This is a genomic window from Promicromonospora iranensis (assembly GCF_028994805.1).
Lineage (GTDB): Bacteria > Actinomycetota > Actinomycetes > Actinomycetales > Cellulomonadaceae > Promicromonospora > Promicromonospora iranensis.
In genome coordinates this window covers 359,770-375,920 of record NZ_JAJQQP010000005.1, presented here as the reverse complement: position 1 = coordinate 375,920, position 16,151 = coordinate 359,770, and the positions used below count along the sequence as shown (strand labels likewise).

Sequence of the window (16,151 nt, the reverse complement as noted above, 5' to 3'; positions counted from 1 at the left end):
ACTTGCCCGACGATAGACGTGACCCGGGTCACTGGTCAAGGGGTCGAAACCTGTCCATGTATGCGAACTCGCGATAGGGTCGATTCACCCCGTGGGTCTGCCCCGGTACCCGCAGAAGGACCAGACCTGCAGAAAGACCAGAGGAGAATGTCCATGCAGCTTCAGAAGGAACTCCCCCGGGAGGCCGCCGGCACCAGCGACACCGGGCCGGTCAAGTCCGCGGCCCGCGCCCTGGACCTGCTGGACGACATCGCGGCCCACGGCCCGGGGACCCAGCTGCAGCTCTCGACCCGCCTGAACATCCCCAAGAGCAGCCTCCACGCGCTGCTGCGGACCATGACCGATCGCGGCTGGCTGCAGACCGACCCGACCGGGAGCGTCTACCAGCTCGGCATCCACTCCCTCGTCGTGAGCTCGGCCTACCTCGACGGCGACCCGGTGCTGGCCCGCGCCACGGCCGTGCTGGACGAGGTGGCCGCCGCCACCGAGGAGACCGTCCATCTCGGACGGCTCGACGGCGCCGACGTCATCTACACCGCCAAGCGCGAGTCGGTGCACCCGCTGCGCATGCACTCCGCCGTCGGACGCCGGCTCCCGGCGTACGCCACGTCGCTGGGGCGCGCCCTGCTCGCCGAGATGCCGGCCGAGTCGCGGCGCGACCTGGTGCCGGAGTCGATCGCCGCGATCACGCCGAAGACCACCACCGACAAGGACTCGGTGCTCGAGATCATCGACCGTGCGGCCTACCAGGGCTACGCCACGGAGAGCGAGGAGTCGTGCCTGGGCGTGCGCTGCTTCGGCGTCGCACTCCCCTTCAGCCACCACTCGGTGGACGCGATGAGCGTCGCGGTGCCGATCAGCCGGCTCGGCGACGGGCGCGAGGACCACATCATCGAGACCCTGCTCAGCGTGAGGGCGCGGCTGGCGGCCGTGCAGGGCAACAGCCTGGTGCGCTGAGCAGGCCGGGAGTCAGCGTGCCAGCCGCTCGACCACGGCGCCGTAGAGCCACGGCGCCCGCGACGCCGCCGGCACGATGGCCCGGCGGACGGGGCTGGAGGCCCAGGCGAGCAGCCCGGTGGTGAGCGTGCGGTAGTCGCGGGTCACCGCCCGCCACGCACGCTCGTACGCGTCGCCGTCGCCGAGGTGCCGGACGGCGGCGTCCGCCTGGGCGAGCCCCACGCGGACCCCCTCGCCGGTCAGTGCGTCGACGTAGCCGGACGCGTCACCCACCAGCCGCACGCGGCCCGCGGAACGCCGCCGCGACCGCCGGCGCAGGGGGCCGGCACCGAGCAGCGAGCCGGTGACCGCGGCACCAGCGAGCCGTGCGCTCAGCTCCGGGAACCGGGAGCGCAGCAGCGCGTCGAACCCCGCCTCGTGCACGGTGCGGGACCCGAGCAGGGCGACGCCGACGGTCTCCGCACCGACCGGCGTCACGTAGGCCTCGACGTCCGGCGACCAGTGCACCTCGACGAGGTCGGTCCACGGCCGCACCTGGAAGTGCCGGCGCAGCCCGTACCGGTCGCCCGTCGGCCGGCCGCCGTGCTGCCCGGACCCCGGTTCGAGCCCCGCCAACCGGCGCACCGTGGAGTGCAGGCCGTCGCACCCCAGCACCCATCCGGCACGCACCGTGACCGAGCCACGTGCTTCTCCCGCCCCGTCCGCGCGCGACGTCCGTGCGACGTCCACCTCGACGCCCGCGGCGTCCTGCCGCAGGCCACAGACTCTCCCGTGCAGGAACGGCGCGCCGACGTCGGTCGCGCGCTCGCGCAGGGCGTCGTGGAGGGTCGTCCGCCGGACGCCGCGACCGGGCCCGGACGTGAAACGGTGATCAGCACATCGGCCGGGCGACCGGTAGCTGATACCGGACAGCTGATGACCGGGTGGGTCGATACCGAGGGCCTGCACGGCCCGGAGCGCACCGGGGAGCAGGCCCTCGCCGCAGGCCTTGTCCAGGGTGCCCGACCGCCGGTCGACGACCAGCACGTCGAGCCCGGCGGCCCGCGCACGTACCGCCGCCGCCAGCCCGACCGGCCCGGCACCCACCACCAGGACGTCCACGTCGGTGGTGCCGGATCCCACGCTGCTCACCGCTCGCCGACCGCGGACATCCGCAGCGCCCGTTCCTCGGCAGGTATCCGGAACCGCGCCAGCAGCACCGCGTTCAGCACCGTGAACACGAGGGCCGTGACCCATGAGGTGTGCACCAGCGGCAGCGCGATGCCCTCGACCACCACCGCCACGTAGTTCGGGTGGCGCATCCACCGGTACGGACCCGCCGACACGAGCGACAGGCCCGGCACCACGATGATGCGGGTGTTCCAGCGGCGCCCCAACGTCGCCACGCACCACCACCGCAAGGCCTGGCTCGCGAGCACCAGGACGAGCATCGGCCAGCCGAGCCACGGCAGGAACGGCCGTTCGGCGAGCACCGCCTCGGCGACGCACGCCACCAGGAGGCCGCTGTGCAGCACCACCATCGCCGGGAAGTGCCCTCGCCCCGACTCGACGCCACCGCGGGCGAAGGACCACCGGGCGTTGCGGGCCGACACGACGAGCTCGGCGAGCCGCTCGAGCGCCGTCGCACCCACCAGGACGACATAGAACACCAGCATGTCAGCGGCCCTCCAGGTTCAGCAGCACCAGCTCGCACGAGACACCCGGGCCGAACGCCATGAGCACGGCGGGCGAGCCCGACGGGGCGTCAGCGCTCGCCAGCGTCCTGGCCAGCACATCGAGCACGGACGCGGACGACAGGTTGCCCGCGCACGCGAGGCTCGCCCGGCTCTCCCGGACCGCGTCCTCAGCCAGCCCGAGCGCATCCCGCACGGCATCGATGACCCGCGGACCACCCGCGTGCACGACCCACGTGGGCACCTCCACCGGGGTCAGGTCGTGCTCCGCGAGCAACCCCTTGACGTCGGCGAGCAGGTGCGCACGCAGCAGGCCCGGCAGGCCGGCGGAGAGCACGATCGCGAACCCGGTGTCACGCACCTCCCAGCCCAGCGCGTCCGTGGTGCCGGGATACAACCGCGAGCGTGTGTCGACCACCGTGGCCGTGCGCCGACGGCCTGCCCGGCGCCCCGGGGTACCGCCCGGGGGCGCCAGCGCCAGCGGGTGCATCGCACCGACGACGACGGCGGCGGCCGCGCCGTCGCCGAACAGGCCGGACGCCACCATGTTGGCCGGGGAGTCGTCCCCGTGCTGCAGGGTCAGCGAGCACAGCTCGACGGACACCAGGAGGGACACGTCGCGCGGTCTGCCCAGCAGATGGTCGTGCACGCGCGCCAGCCCGCCGGCGCCACCCGCACAGCCGAGCCCGAAGGACGGCGTGCGCCGCACGTCGCTCCGCAGGCCGAGCCGCTCCGCGAGCAGCACGTCCAGCGACGGAGCTGCGACCCCGGTCACCGACGTGGCGAAGACATGGTCGACGTCCTCCGGTCTGAGGCCCGCCGTGGACAGCGCCCGGCGGCACGCACGCTCGGCCAGCCGGGCCCCCTCCCGGATGAAGACCGCGTTCGTCGCACCCAGGGAGTGCAGGTCCGCGTACTCCTCCAGCGGCAGCACCAGGTGCCGGTGCTCCACACCGGCGCTCGCGTGCAGCCGCCGCAGCAGCGCGGTCCGTGCCGGGTCCGGCGCCACCAGCGGCCCCACGACGTCGGTGACCGCCTCCTGGGCGTACACGTTCGCGGGCAGAACGGGCTCGACCGCCACGACACACGACATCTCAGCATCGTGACGCAGGACCACGCCACCCGCGCGCCGAGGACGCGGCACGACTAGCGTGCCGCCCATGATGTCCGGCAAGGAAGTCCGTCGCCTGGCCCGCGGCCTCGTGCTCGCGAGCCATGCCGCTCCGACCGTCGTCGTGACCGGCCTGTCCGCCGCGCTGGCCGCTGCCCTCGGCTCCGACGGGACGACCGTCGCGCTGGTCACGGCAGCTGTCGGCACCGGTCAGCTCTCCGTCGGGTGGTCCAACGACTGGATCGACGCCGCGCGCGACGCGACCGTCGGCCGCATCGACAAGCCCGTGGTCGCAGGACTCGTCACCGCCCGCGGCCTGCGTGCCGCCGCCCTGGCGGCGCTCGCCGTGTGCGTCGCCGCGTCGCTCGCGCTCGGTCTCGCGCCGGGCGCCGCGCATCTCGTGGCGGTCGGCGGAGCCTGGGCGTACAACGCGCGGCTCAAGGCGACCGTGTGGTCGTGGCTGCCCTACGCGCTCTCCTTCGGGCTGCTGGCGGTCTTCGTCGTCCTCGCCGCGCCGGGTCCGCGCGTACCCGCCGGCTGGGCGGTCGCCGCGGCAGCGCTGCTGGGTACGGGAGCACACGTCGCGAACACGCTGCCGGACCTGGAGGACGACGCCGCGACAGGCGTCCGGGGCCTGCCGCACCGGCTCGGCCGCCGCGCATGCGGCGTGCTGGCCCCGTGCCTCCTGCTCGCCGCGGTCGGCCTGGTCGTCACCGGCCCGGGCGGCCCTCCGGCTCCGGCCGCCTGGTTCGGCGGCGCGGTCGCTGCCTGCCTGGCTCTTGCCGCGGGTGCCACGGCGCTCGCGCGGCCGCGCAGCCGCGCGCCGTTCGGTCTCAGCATGGGGGTCGCCGTGGTGTGCGTGGTGCTGCTTGCCCTGGCCGCGTCCGACATCGCGGTGGTCCCCTGAACACCGGCCCGGACCCCACGGGCGTCGTCGGCGCGCTGGCGACCGCGGCCGATCGTGGGCAGGCTGGACGGGACCCGATGGAGGAGCTGCTGGTGGACAGGTCGGTGGTGGGCCGGATGGTGGGCCGGGTGCCGCGCCCATGGTGAGGACGGTCGACGCGGTGGTCGTCGGCGCCGGTCCCAACGGGCTGGTCGCCGCGAACGCGCTCGTCGACGCCGGCTGGGACGTGCTGGTGCTCGAGGAGCAGGACGCCGTCGGCGGAGCGGTGCGCACGGCCGAGACCGAGGCGCCGGGCTTCCGCACCGACCTGTTCAGCGCGTTCTACCCGCTCGCGGCCGGCTCGCCGGTGATCCGGGGCCTGCACCTGGAGGAGCACGGGCTGGCCTGGTCGCGGGCACCGTCCGTCCTGGCCCACGTCCTCGACGACGGAGGGTCCGTCGTGCTGCGCACCGAGCCCGAGGACACCGCCGCGGGACTCGAAGAGCTCGGTCCGGGCGACGGCGACGCCTGGCTCCGCATGTTCGCCGGCTGGGAGCGAGTACGCGACCCGCTGCTCGACGCCCTCTTCAGCCCGCTGCCCGCCGCCCGCCCGGCCCTGCGGCTGCTGAGCCGGCTCGGTGTCGGCGGAACGCTCGACCTCGGCCGCCTCGGCGTCCTGCCGGTGCGCCGGCTCGCGGACGAGACGTTCCGGGGCGAGGGTGGCGGGCTGCTCCTCACCGGTAACGCGATGCACTCCGACGTCCCACCCGACGCCGCGGGCAGCGGCCTCTTCGGCTGGCTACTGACGATGCTGGGCCAGGACGTCGGTTTTCCCGTGCCCGTGGGCGGTGCCGGATCGCTCGCCGACGCGCTCGCCGCACGAGTTCGCGCCGGCGGGGGTGACGTCGTCACCGGGACGCGCGTCGAACGCGTGCTCGTCGCACGCAACCGAGCGGTCGGTGTCCGGACGGCCCGCGGCGAGCTCGTCCGTGCCCGGCGTGCGGTGCTCGCCGACGTGAGCGCCCCGGCCCTGTACCGGGACCTCGTCGGCACGGAACACCTGCCGCCCCGCCTCGTGCGCGACCTCGGCCGGTTCCAGTGGGACCACCCGACGTTCAAGATCAACTGGGCGCTCGACCGCCCCCTCGCGTGGGCGGCCGGTGCGGCGCACGGGGCCGGGACCGTCCATCTCGGCGTGGACCGCCGAGGCTTCGTCGATGTCGCAGCGGCCCTGTCCAAGGGGGAGGTCCCCGCGCGCCCGTTCCTCGTCCTCGGGCAGATGACGACCTCGGACCCGACGCGGTCTCCCCGCGGCACGGAGTCCGCGTGGGCCTACACCCACGTGCCGCACGGCGTGCGCTGGACCGAGGACGCCGTCGCCGGTCAGGCTCAGCGCATGGAGGACGCCCTCGACCGCGTCGCCCCCGGCTTTCGCGGCACGGTGGTCGGCCGCTCCGTCCAGAGCCCGGCGGATCTCCAGGCGGCGGACGCCAACCTCGTCGACGGCGCGATCAACGGCGGCACGTCGGCGGTCCATCAGCAGCTCGTCTTCCGGCCCACGCCCGGGCTCGGCCGACCTGAGACGCCGGTCGAACGGCTCTACCTCGCGAGCGCGGCGGCTCACCCGGGCGGTGGTGTGCACGGCGCCTGCGGGTGGAACGCCGCACGCGTCGCCCTGGCCGCGTCCAGCCGTTGGGGCACGCTCCCCCGGGCGCTCGTACGCAGCGCCTGGGGACGGCTGCTGCGGGACCCGTGAGCGCGCACGGCACCACGGTCGGCACCACCACGGTCGGCACCGTCGCCGGGACCTGCTCGGGTCAGCCCGGACGCCCCTGCTCGGGTGCTTGTCGCTCGGCGATGAGCAAGAGCCGGCGCAGCGTCTCGATGTTCCGGGGGGCGATCACCGCGCTACGGGCCGGCCTGGGCAGGATCTTGCCGGGGCCCTTGTCGGCGTCCTCCGTGACGCGGATCCTGCAGCCGGCTCCCGACGGCGTCGGCTCCACCTCGATCAGCACGCGCGCCTCGCCCGCCGGCCAGCCCCTCGCCTGCAGCTCGATCGACCGCTGCGGGTCCCAGGCACGCACGACCGTCTCGTCGTCGAGCAGGGCGGGCCACATACCGACCGAGTGGAGGATGCGGGCGCCCGGCTCCGGCCATGCCGGGTCGACGGCCCGGATGCGTGCCGTGCCGACCACCCAGCTCGAGTACGACCAGCCGTCGGCGAGCACACCCAGGACCGCGTCGGGAGTGCATCGGGCGGCCCGCGTGACGGTCACCATGCTCTGACCTTAACGAGGTCGCGGGCACTGGCAACCCGCAGGCCGACGGCGTCCGCGCGGGTGTCTCGATCGCGCGTCCTCGTCTACCGTCGAGGTGAGGCCGACGACGCCGCCCACGGAAGGGGAACCCGATGCCCGCCGCCGCTCCGACCGGACGCTCCCCGGGCGATCCTGCCAGCCCTCCGGACGACACGGACCGACGGACCGTGCTGTCCGGGTTCCTGTTCGGGTGCGGCATCGCGGCGTCGATGATCGACCTGCTCGTCTTCCACCTGGGTCTGCAGTGGCACCACTTCTACGACCTGTCGACGACGGAGGTGGCGCTGGCCGCCGACGGCGTGCTCCACGCGGTCGGCTGGTTCATCACCGTATGGTCGCTGTTCCTGCTGGCCGACGTCCGCCGTCGGGCCGAGGTGGTGTGGCGACGGTGGACCGGGGCGGTACTCGCGGGCGTGGGCGCCTTCCAGCTCTTCGACGGCGTGATCGACCACAAGGTCCTGGGGATCCACCAGATCCGGTACGGGGTGGACCTGCTGCCCTACGACGCGGTGTGGATCGGCTCGGCCCTCGTGATCCTGGTCGCCGGTGTGCTCGTGCTGCGCCATGCCCGGCCGGTGCCCGCCGGCGGCTGAGCGCGGTGACGGACCACCACCACAGCCAGGACCTCGGCACCACGCCGTGGGACGTGCTCACGGTCCTGGTCCTGGCCGCTGCCGCGGCCGGCTACGCGGTCGCGCTCGTGGCGTCGCGACGGCGCAGCCCGTGGCCCACGCACCGGACGGCGCTGTGGTACCTCGGACTGGCCTGCGCGGCGGCTGCCCTGGGCCCGGTGGCCTCCGCCGCGCGGACGAGCTTCACCGCGCACATGCTCGGGCACGTCCTGCTCGGCATGCTCGCGCCGCTGCTGCTCGTGCTCGCAGCTCCGGTCACGCTGCTCCTGCGCGCGCTGCCCGTCGACCGGGCCCGGACCGTCACCGGGATCCTGCGCAGCCCGTGGGCTCGCGTCGTGTCGCACCCGGTGACCGCGAGCCTGCTGAACGCCGGCGGCCTCTGGCTGCTGTACACCACGGAGCTGTTCCATCACGCCCACGCGTCGGCGCTCCTCGGCCTCGCGGTGCACGCTCACGTGCTCCTGGCCGGCGGTCTCTTCACCGCGTCGCTCGTCGGGCCCGACTCTCGCCTGCACCCCGTGTCCCTGCGCGTGCGCGCCGCTGTCCTCGTCGTCTTCGTCGCCACGCACTCGGTGCTCGCCAAGTGGCTCTATGCCCATCCACCGCCCGGGGTCGGCACGCAGGACGGGCGAGCAGGCGCCCAGCTCATGTACTACGGCGGCGACATGGTCGACGTCACGCTCATGGTGCTGCTGGCCGCCGACTGGTACCGCGTGACCGGCCGCAGGAGCGGCGTGCGTGCGGGGTCGATCGTGCCTACGGTCGGGGAGACGACCTCGAGACGGGGCGCGGATCGGACCGAAGGGGCGACCGATGACCGAGCACGTGCGCCAGCACCCACCGGCGAGGCCGCCCGCCGCCCTCGTCACCGGCGGATCCAGCGGCATCGGCTTCGCGATCGCCCGTGAGCTCGCACAGCGGGGCCACGACGTCCTCGTCGTCGCCGAGCGGGACGTGGACGGGGCCGTGCGCCGGCTGGGCCAGCACACCGCTGCCCGTGTGACGGGCCTGGAGGTCGACCTCGCCTCGCCGGCCGGCGTCGTGGAGGCCGCTGCCCGCGCCCGCGACCTCCACCTGCGAATGTTCGTGCTCAACGCCGGCGTCGGGGTCCACGGGCCGTTCCTGCACACCCCGCTGGAGGACGAGCTGCGGCTCGTCGACCTCAACGTGCGTTCCGTGGTGCACCTCGCGCACCTCGTCCTGCCCGACCTGGTCGCCGCCCGCTCGGGGCGGATCCTGCTCACGTCGTCGATCGCCGCCACGATGCCTGCCCCTCGGTTCAGCACCTACGCGGCCTCGAAGGCGTTCCTGCGCTCGTTCGGCTGGTCCCTGCGCGGCGAGCTCACCGGCACCGGGGTCACGGTGACGACGGTCCTGCCGTCAGGGACCCGGACGCCGTTCTTCCGCGCGGCCGAGATGGAGGACACGCACATCGGGCGAGCCCCCAAGTCCACGCCCGCGGTGGTGGCCCGCCAGGCGGTCGACGGGCTCCTCGCCGGCCGGGCCGAGGTCGTCCCCGGCCTGCAGGCCAAGGCGATGGTCGCGATCGCCTCGGTACTCCCCCAGCGCGCACGGACGGCGTTCCACGGCTGGTTCTACGTGCCGGGCGCACCACCGCCCTGAGCTCGGGTCCGATCGTCAGGTTCCGTTCGACTCCACGTCATCCCCGCGCCAGCAAGCCCCGCCACGATGCACCCGTGGAAAACAAGCTCTCCCGCCGGTCCCTGCTCCAGGCAGCAGCGGCCGTCCCCATCCTGTCCGCAGCCTCCGCGACCACCGGTGCGACGGCCGCGTCCGCAGCACCGGTGTCCGCCACGGCGAACGGCGGCCGGCCGGACACCGCCGACCCGCGGTTCACGTTCGCCGTCCTGCCCGACACGCAGTACCTCCTGGACGACGGCGGCTCCGACGCCGAGCCGGTGCGCGCCACGCTGCGCCACCTCGTGCGGGAGCAGGCGCGGGACAACATCGTCTTCATGGCCCACCTCGGCGACGTGACCGAGCACGGCACGGCGACCGAGATGCGGGCCGCGAGCCGCGCCTTCGACGCCGCCGGCCGGCTGTCGTACAGCGTGCTGGCCGGCAACCACGACGTCAGCGGCGACGACCAGCGGGGTGACACGCCGTACCTGCGCACCTTCGGACCGCAGCGGTTCTCCCGGATGAAGACGTACGGCGGCTCCTCCCCCGACGGCTACAACAGCTACCACGTCATCCAGGGCGGCGGGCGGAAGTGGCTGGTGCTCGCGCTGGACTGGCGGGCGTCCGACGCCGGGCTCGCGTGGGCCCAGGACGTGCTCGACGAGCACCCGCTCCCCGCCATCCTGACCACCCACGACCTCGTCTGGGCCGAGGACGACGGCAAGGCGCACCTGTCCACCAACGGACAGCGACTCTGGGACCGCCTGATCCGGCGCAACGACCAGATCTTCCTCGCGCTCGGCGGGCACTACTGGCCCTCCGGCCGCACCACGATGACCAACGACGCCGGCAACCCGGTGCACCTGCACATCACGAACTACCAGGAGCGCTACTACGGCGGCGCGGGGATGGTCCGGTACTACTCGTTCGACCTGGCACGCGGCGTGATCGACGTCGAGACCTTCTCGCCCTGGCTGCTGGGCAAGGACGACCGCACGCCGCTGGAGGCGGAGCACGTCGAGCTCAGCGGCGACGTCGACCGGTTCACCGTCGACATCGACTTCGACGAGCGCTTCGCCGCGTTCGCGCCGCCGGTGCTGCCGGCACCGCTCCCGCCGTCCGCGGTGATGCCGCGCGGCACCGTCGCGTACTGGCGGTTCGACGAGACCGGGCTCGCCACCACGGTGGCCGACGGCGCCCCGGTCGCGCCGGGCACCGTCGCGCGCGACCTCACCGGCAACGGCAACGACCTCACCTCCGAGCTGCTGCACGCGAGCGCCCCGGCGGCGCTGACCTGGTCGGCCGAGCACCACGACGCCCAGCCGGCCCGCGCGAGCCTGCGGTTCGACGGTGGCAAGGGTCCCGATCGCGGTGCGGTGCTGCGGACCGGTCCGGACGCGCCGGTCAACAGCGCGACGTTCGAATCCGGCTACACGATCGAGACGTTCCTCAAGCTGCCGGAGCCGTTCGACGGTGACCACGCCTGGATGGGCATCCTCAGCTGGGAGGGTCGGGCGGGCGACGCGGGCAAGCACAGCGGATGGTCCGACGACGAGCCGACGTGCAGCCTGAACCTGTCGGGCGAGCGGTTCCTGCAGTTCGTCGTCTACCCCGTACCGGTCGACGCCGACCCGACGTCGTGGAGCCACGCGATCCCGGTCGGCCGGTGGATGCACGTCGCGCTCGTCAACGACGGCCGGCACACGGTGATGTATGTCGACGGCTCGAAGATCGTGCGCAACGCCGCCGAGGAGTCACGGGGCATCTCGACGCTCGGCAAGCCGTTCGCCATCGGCGGCACCCAGTCCGCCGAGCGGTACGGGCAGGGGTTTTACGGCTGGATCGGGGACACGAGGATCGTCTCCCGCGCGCTGCGGCCGGACCAGTTCCTCACGGCCAGGGGCCGCTGAGGCCCGCCTCGGACGCGTGCGCGGCGAAGGCCACGACGCCGACCTCGTCCAGGTCGGCGTCGTGGCCTTGACCGCAGGTCAGCCCCGGTCGAGCTGCTTCTCGGGCGTCCCTCCGTCGGCTGCGCCCTCCTGGAGCTTCCCGTCGGCGCGGAGCTCCCAGAACGTCGCGCCCTCGATGCCGACCTTCCGGGGGTCGAACTGCGGGTCCAGGCCCTGCCGCTTCTGCTCGCGGTAGTCCTTGAGCGCCTTCATGGCGGGGCCCTGGAGGAACAGGATGCCGACGATGTTCAGCCAGGCCATCGAGCCGACACCGATGTCGCCGAGGCCCCAGGCCGAGCCGGCGGTCGTCACGGCGCCGTACGCCACCGAGACCAGCACCAGTGCCTGCAGCACCCGCTGCATGCCCCGCGCCGCGAGACGGTTCTTCATCTTGCGGGTGAGGTAGTTCAGGTTCGTCTCGGCCATGTAGTAGTACGCCACGATCGTGGTGAACACGAAGAACGACAGGGCGATGGCGATGAACGTCGGCCCGGCACCCGGGAACACCGAGTCCAGGCCCTGCTGCACGAAGCCAGGGCCGGGCTCGACGTCGGTGCTCAGACCGCCGTGTCCCTCGTGGATCACGTCGCTCGGCCACGTCTCGCCCGAGAACGTGTTGAACATGCCGGTCGAGATGATGATGAACGCGGTCGCGGAGCAGACGAAGAGCGTGTCGACGTACACCGCGAAGGACTGCGCGAAGCCCTGCTTGGCCGGGTGCGATACCTCGGCGGCGGCAGCGGCGTGCGGCCCCGTGCCCTGGCCGGCCTCGTTGGAGTAGATGCCGCGCTGCACCCCCCACTTGACGGCAAGACCGAGGATCGCCCCGAACACCGGCTGGGCGCCGAAGGCGCTGCCGAAGATCAGCGAGAACACGCGGGGGATGTCGGTGAAGTTCAGGAAGAACACGACCAGCGCGATGATGACGTAGAGCAGGGCCATCGTGGGGACCACGACCACCGTGAAGTGCGCGATGCGCTTGACCCCGCCGATGACGATGAAGGCCAGCAGGATCACCAGGCCGATGGCCGTGACCCAGGTGGGGACACCCCAGGCGTTGTTGATCGCGGAGGCCATGCCGTTGGCCTGCACGCCCGGCAGGAAGAAGCTCATCGCGAGGATGGTGACGACCGCGAAGAGGATCCCGTAGGCCAGCGACAGGCCACGGGCCTTGTGCTGGTACGCCTTCTCGAAGTAGTAGGCCGGGCCACCGCGGTACTCACCGGTGTCCGGGTCCTTCTCCTTGTAGATCTGGCCGAGGGTGCTCTCGACGAACGAGGTGGCGGCGCCGAGGAACGCGGAGGTCCACATCCAGAACACCGCACCAGGGCCGCCGAAGGCGATCGCCGTGGCGACGCCGCCGATGTTGCCCATCCCCACGCGACCGGCGAGCGACATCATCAGCGACTGGAAGGAGGAGGTGCCGTCCTCGGACTCCTTGCCCTTCTTGAGCTGGCTGAGCATGTCGGGGAGGTGCCGGACCTGGAGGAAGCCGGTGCGGAGGGAGAAGTACAGACCGGCGAGCAGACAGAGGGCGATCAGGGGGATCGACCAGATCAGCTCGTTCGCAGCGACGATGCGATCGGCGAAACTCATAGTGACTCCTGGAAGGGGACGTTCGGACACACGCACGGACCAGCAATGGCGGCACACTAGCGGGTGACCTGGTGTGGAGGTGAATTCGGGGCGCGTTCCGATCGTGACTCTCCCGGCCGATCACGAGACGATGGATGCATGCCCTCACCCGTCCGCCCCGGCCTCACGGTCACCCCCGCGCTGACCATCCCCCGGGCCGAGCTCACGGAGCGCTTCTCTCGCGCCTCCGGCCCGGGCGGCCAGGGCGTGAACACCACCGACTCGCGCGTCGAGCTGTCCTGGGACATCGGCCGGTCGGCCGTCCTGAGCGATGCGCAGCGCCAGCGCGTCATGAGCCGGCTCGCGGACCGCCTCGCCGGCGGCGTCCTCACCGTCGTCGCCTCGGAGAACCGGGAGCAGCGGCGCAACCGGGACGCCGCAGCCCGGCGCCTGACGGCTCTGGTGGCCGAGGCGCTGGCCCCTCCCCCGCGGGCCCGCCGCGCCACACGCGCCACCCGAGGTTCGAAGGAGCGGCGGCTGACCGCCAAGAAGCAGCGTTCCGCGACCAAGCAGCTGCGCTCGTCGAAGCCCCGGCGCGAGGACTGACGGCCCGCGGGCCCGGGAGTGCTTCCCGAACCATCACCCGCTCCCGCGACGAGGAGAGCTAGGATCCGGACGCCATGCCTCGCACCGAACACTCCGCGCTCACCGCGGCCCTGACGAACGCCCTGCCCGACGGCACCGTCCTCACCGACGACGCGGCGCTCGAGCCCTATGCCCACGACGACGCCGAGTGGGCGGACTACGCGACGCCCGTCGCCGTCGTGCTGGCGACGAGCCTCGATGACGTCGTCGCAACCGTACGGATCGCCGCCGCGCACGACGCGCCGGTGGTGCCGCGGGGTGCCGGGACAGGCTTGTCCGGCGGGGCGAACGCGATGGCGGGCTCCGTCGTGCTCTCCCTCGAACGCATGACCCGGATCCGTGAGGTCAACGCCGCGGAGCGCTACGCCGTGGTCGAGGCGGGCGTGCTCAACGACAACCTGCGCAGTCGGGTGGCCGAGGACGGGCTCTGGTACCCGCCGGACCCGGCGAGCCAGGCGATCTCGACGATCGGCGGCAACGTCGCGACCAACGCGGGCGGGCTGTGCTGCGTCAAGTACGGCGTCACCCGCGACTACGTGCTGGGCATGACCGCGGTGCTCGCCGACGGCTCGGTCGCCCGCCTCGGCCGGACCACGGCGAAGGGCGTCACGGGTTACGACCTCACCGGGCTCATGGTCGGCTCCGAGGGCACGCTGGGCATCATCGTCGACGTGACGCTGAAGCTCCGCCCGCTCGGCGGCCGAGAGGACCGGGCGATAGTGGGCTGGTTCCCGTCGCTCGCGGACGCCGGCACAGCCGTGGCCGCCGTCTCGGCCGCCGGCATCGTGCCCGCCGCCCTGGAGCTCATCGACAGCACCTGTCTGCGCGCCGTCGCCGACTGGCAGGAGTGGACGCTCCCCGAGGGGGCGGCGGCCCTGCTGCTGGCGAAGGTCGACGAGCCCGGCGCAGCCGGAGAGGCCTTGGCGGAGCGGGTCGCCGCGTTCTTCGAGACGGCGGGCGGTACCCACGTGGAACGCGCCTTCGCGCCCGACGAGGTGGACCGGCTCTTCCTCGCCCGCCGGCTCGCGTACCCCGCGCTCGAACGGCTCGGCCCCGTGCTCACGGAGGACGTCTGCGTCCCGCGCGGCGCCGTACCGGAGATGCTCGGCCGCATCGAGGCCATCGCCCAGGAGGCCGACGTCGTGATCGCCAACATCGCGCACGCCGGCGACGGCAACCTGCACCCGCTCATCATCGCGCCGGAGGGCGACGACGAGGCGAGGTCCCGCGCGAAGACGGCGTTCGACCGCATCGTCGACGAGTGCCGGTCGCTCGGCGGCACGGTCACCGGCGAGCACGGCGTCGGGCTCCTCAAGCTGCCGGGCGCGGCAGCGGAGCTCAGCCCCGTGGCCCTCGCGATGCACCGGGCGATCAAAAGCGCGCTGGACCCGCGCGGGCTGCTCAACCCCGGCAAGGCGTTCCCCGGGCAGCCGTTCCCGAGCTAGGTCGTCGCGGGCGCTTCGTCAAGAACAGCGCGTCCCGCCCGAACCGGCCCATCTCCTGGCACACTTCCGTCGCTCACGGGCAGGTCCATCGCTCACGGTCAGGCACGAGACCTCGACTCACTCGATGTACCGGCCCGTCACCTCGACCCGGTAGACGGCGTCGGCCGGGATATCGTCGAAGAAGTCGACATCGACCTCCACCTTCTTGCCGGGCTTGATGTTCTCGATGAACACCGTCCCCGTCCCGTAGGAGCTCTTGCCGTCCTTGCTCTCGGCGACGACCGAGGCGCTGTACGTGAAATTCCGCCCGCCGCTGTTGGTCACGGTGACCGGGACCGAGAGGATGCCGAGCTGGTCGGTCTCGGCCGCGCCGACCGTGAAGTCCTTCCTCAGGTCCGCGAAGCCGACGTCCTCGACCTTCGTGATGATCAGCACCGGAACCCTCGAGACGCCGCCGAGCTGGGTCTCGAGCTCGAGCGAGCCGCTCACCTCCGCATGGATCTTCAGCACGTCGTCCTCCTGCACACCGCCGAGCAGCGGCTCCTCACCGATGAAGACCGAGCCGGACCGCAGCTCGCCGGAGTGGCCAGGCTGGTCGATCCCGGCGATCGCCAGGAATCGGTCGGAACCCGTGCTGCTGTCGAACCGCATGACCTCGGCGAACACCACGACCTTGTCGCCCTCAGCCCGGTCGGGGTGCTTGGCGATGGCGTCCCACTGCCGCGCGTCGACCTGGGCGAAGTCCTTCGGGTCGAACACCGGGGCGTCGGCCGTACCGCCGCTGCCCCCCTCCGTCGCGGACGAGCTGCTCTCCTGCGACATCGTCTCCGCCAGGTCGGTCAGGGCACTGGACGCGGTCACCACGAGGACGGCGCCGAGCGCCGCGCCGACCACCGACAGCACGATGCCCGTGATAGCCGCTCCGCGCCCGACCGGCGGGTCGGTGCGGCGCGACCGGACGAGACCGACGATGCCGAGCACGACGCCGATGATGGCGGGGACGAACAGCACGCTCAGGACCAGCGAGACGATCCCGAGCACGAGGCTCGCGGTCGCCTGGGGGTTGGTCGGGCCCTGCGGCCCGGCGGCGGGCGCGTACGGCCCGTGCGACGGCGCCTGCTGGTGATACGGAGGCTGCTGGTGATACGGCTGCTGGTGATACGGGGGCTGCTGGTAGGACGGCGGCTGCTGGTACGGCGCCGTGGGCGGCGGCTGGTAGGGCGGCGGGGCCGGCGCCGCGAAACTCGGGTCCTGCGTCGGACGGTCCTGCGTCGGTTCGGGCGCGCTCACGATATGAGCGTAGATGTCCCGCCCGGCCC

15 protein-coding genes are annotated in these 16,151 nt (G+C 73.0%); 9 read left to right on the top strand and 6 right to left on the bottom strand.

All coding sequences use genetic code 11. The features are described 5' to 3' along the window. Nucleotides 1-153 precede the first annotated feature (153 nt). Nucleotides 154-957, top strand: coding sequence for an IclR family transcriptional regulator (locus LUM46_RS10900; RefSeq protein ID WP_274993903.1), 804 nt, complete (start codon nt 154-156; stop codon nt 955-957). Nucleotides 958-969: 12 nt separating this feature from the next. On the opposite strand, the gene LUM46_RS10895 is transcribed toward LUM46_RS10900, so the two are convergent. The 3 genes from LUM46_RS10895 to LUM46_RS10885 are packed head-to-tail and all read right to left on the bottom strand — an operon-like array spanning nt 970 to nt 3,723. After that, nucleotides 970-2,079 carry an NAD(P)/FAD-dependent oxidoreductase gene (locus LUM46_RS10895; RefSeq protein WP_374726978.1) on the bottom strand — a complete coding sequence of 370 codons (1,110 nt, stop codon included), beginning with the start codon at nt 2,077-2,079 and terminating at the stop codon, nt 970-972. Nucleotides 2,080-2,084: 5 nt separating this feature from the next. Next, complete coding sequence (locus LUM46_RS10890) at nt 2,085-2,612, bottom strand: isoprenylcysteine carboxyl methyltransferase family protein (protein ID WP_274993901.1); 528 nt, start codon at nt 2,610-2,612, stop codon at nt 2,085-2,087. A 1-nt stretch (nt 2,613) separates the two neighbouring features. Next, entirely contained in the window at nt 2,614-3,723 is a 1,110-nt protein-coding gene (locus LUM46_RS10885) for a type III polyketide synthase (RefSeq protein ID WP_274993900.1), read from the bottom strand. 67 nt (nt 3,724-3,790) lie between these two features. On the opposite strand from LUM46_RS10885, the gene LUM46_RS10880 reads away from it, so the two are divergent. Together LUM46_RS10880 and LUM46_RS10875 are read left to right on the top strand one after the other, a co-directional pair. Further along, entirely contained in the window at nt 3,791-4,648 is an 858-nt protein-coding gene (locus LUM46_RS10880; RefSeq protein WP_274993899.1) for a UbiA family prenyltransferase, read from the top strand. Between the two features lie 139 nt (nt 4,649-4,787). After that, a complete protein-coding gene (locus LUM46_RS10875; protein ID WP_274993898.1) occupies nt 4,788-6,383 on the top strand; it encodes a phytoene desaturase family protein in 1,596 nt (531 codons plus the stop codon). A gap of 61 nt (nt 6,384-6,444) precedes the next feature. Here LUM46_RS10875 and LUM46_RS10870 read toward each other — a convergent pair whose 3' ends face one another. Then, on the bottom strand, nt 6,445-6,906 hold the full coding sequence (locus tag LUM46_RS10870) for an SRPBCC family protein (RefSeq protein WP_274993897.1): 462 nt from the start codon (nt 6,904-6,906) through the stop codon (nt 6,445-6,447). A gap of 131 nt (nt 6,907-7,037) precedes the next feature. Between LUM46_RS10870 and LUM46_RS10865 the strand changes: the two genes are divergently transcribed. The 4 genes from LUM46_RS10865 (at nt 7,038) to LUM46_RS10850 (ending at nt 11,128) form a co-directional block, all read left to right on the top strand. Next, nucleotides 7,038-7,538 (top strand): DUF2243 domain-containing protein, encoded by a 501-nt coding sequence (locus LUM46_RS10865; RefSeq protein WP_274993896.1) that lies wholly within the window; start codon nt 7,038-7,040, stop codon nt 7,536-7,538. A gap of 5 nt (nt 7,539-7,543) precedes the next feature. Beyond that, nucleotides 7,544-8,485, top strand: coding sequence for a cytochrome c oxidase assembly protein (locus tag LUM46_RS10860; RefSeq protein WP_310243123.1), 942 nt, complete (start codon nt 7,544-7,546; stop codon nt 8,483-8,485). Then, on the top strand, nt 8,391-9,200 hold the full coding sequence (locus LUM46_RS10855) for an SDR family NAD(P)-dependent oxidoreductase (protein ID WP_274993895.1): 810 nt from the start codon (nt 8,391-8,393) through the stop codon (nt 9,198-9,200). Before LUM46_RS10860 ends, LUM46_RS10855 begins: the two co-directional genes overlap by 95 nt. 74 nt (nt 9,201-9,274) lie before the next feature. Continuing rightward, entirely contained in the window at nt 9,275-11,128 is a 1,854-nt protein-coding gene (locus LUM46_RS10850; protein WP_274993894.1) for a LamG-like jellyroll fold domain-containing protein, read from the top strand. 78 nt (nt 11,129-11,206) lie between these two features. Here the strand turns inward: LUM46_RS10850 and LUM46_RS10845 are convergent, their stop codons facing one another. Beyond that, the gene (locus tag LUM46_RS10845) at nt 11,207-12,763 is read right to left on the bottom strand and encodes an alanine/glycine:cation symporter family protein (protein WP_274993893.1); all 1,557 of its coding nucleotides are present in this window, start codon (nt 12,761-12,763) and stop codon (nt 11,207-11,209) included. A gap of 138 nt (nt 12,764-12,901) precedes the next feature. Here LUM46_RS10845 and arfB point away from each other — a divergent pair, with 138 nt between their 5' ends. Both arfB and LUM46_RS10835 read left to right on the top strand, forming a co-directional pair. Beyond that, a complete protein-coding gene (gene arfB, locus LUM46_RS10840) occupies nt 12,902-13,348 on the top strand; it encodes an alternative ribosome rescue aminoacyl-tRNA hydrolase ArfB (RefSeq protein ID WP_274993892.1) in 447 nt (148 codons plus the stop codon). Nucleotides 13,349-13,422: 74 nt separating this feature from the next. Beyond that, on the top strand, nt 13,423-14,832 hold the full coding sequence (locus tag LUM46_RS10835; RefSeq protein ID WP_274993891.1) for an FAD-binding oxidoreductase: 1,410 nt from the start codon (nt 13,423-13,425) through the stop codon (nt 14,830-14,832). A gap of 117 nt (nt 14,833-14,949) precedes the next feature. On the opposite strand, the gene LUM46_RS10830 is transcribed toward LUM46_RS10835, so the two are convergent. After that, the gene (locus LUM46_RS10830; protein ID WP_274993890.1) at nt 14,950-16,122 is read right to left on the bottom strand and encodes a DUF4190 domain-containing protein; all 1,173 of its coding nucleotides are present in this window, start codon (nt 16,120-16,122) and stop codon (nt 14,950-14,952) included. Between the last annotated feature and the right edge of the window lie 29 nt (nt 16,123-16,151).

What these genes read in the sequence shown, in the direction of transcription:
- LUM46_RS10900 (WP_274993903.1), top strand. Translation starts at nt 154, where the DNA reads ATGCAGCTTCAGAAGGAACTCCCCCGGGAGGCCGCCGGCACCAGCGAC.
- LUM46_RS10890 (WP_274993901.1), bottom strand. Translation starts at nt 2,612, where the DNA reads ATGCTGGTGTTCTATGTCGTCCTGGTGGGTGCGACGGCGCTCGAGCGG.
- LUM46_RS10885 (WP_274993900.1), bottom strand. Translation starts at nt 3,723, where the DNA reads ATGTCGTGTGTCGTGGCGGTCGAGCCCGTTCTGCCCGCGAACGTGTAC.
- LUM46_RS10880 (WP_274993899.1), top strand. Translation starts at nt 3,791, where the DNA reads ATGATGTCCGGCAAGGAAGTCCGTCGCCTGGCCCGCGGCCTCGTGCTC.
- LUM46_RS10875 (WP_274993898.1), top strand. Translation starts at nt 4,788, where the DNA reads ATGGTGAGGACGGTCGACGCGGTGGTCGTCGGCGCCGGTCCCAACGGG.
- LUM46_RS10870 (WP_274993897.1), bottom strand. Translation starts at nt 6,906, where the DNA reads ATGGTGACCGTCACGCGGGCCGCCCGATGCACTCCCGACGCGGTCCTG.
- LUM46_RS10865 (WP_274993896.1), top strand. Translation starts at nt 7,038, where the DNA reads ATGCCCGCCGCCGCTCCGACCGGACGCTCCCCGGGCGATCCTGCCAGC.
- LUM46_RS10855 (WP_274993895.1), top strand. Translation starts at nt 8,391, where the DNA reads ATGACCGAGCACGTGCGCCAGCACCCACCGGCGAGGCCGCCCGCCGCC.
- LUM46_RS10845 (WP_274993893.1), bottom strand. Translation starts at nt 12,763, where the DNA reads ATGAGTTTCGCCGATCGCATCGTCGCTGCGAACGAGCTGATCTGGTCG.
- arfB (WP_274993892.1), top strand. Translation starts at nt 12,902, where the DNA reads ATGCCCTCACCCGTCCGCCCCGGCCTCACGGTCACCCCCGCGCTGACC.
- LUM46_RS10835 (WP_274993891.1), top strand. Translation starts at nt 13,423, where the DNA reads ATGCCTCGCACCGAACACTCCGCGCTCACCGCGGCCCTGACGAACGCC.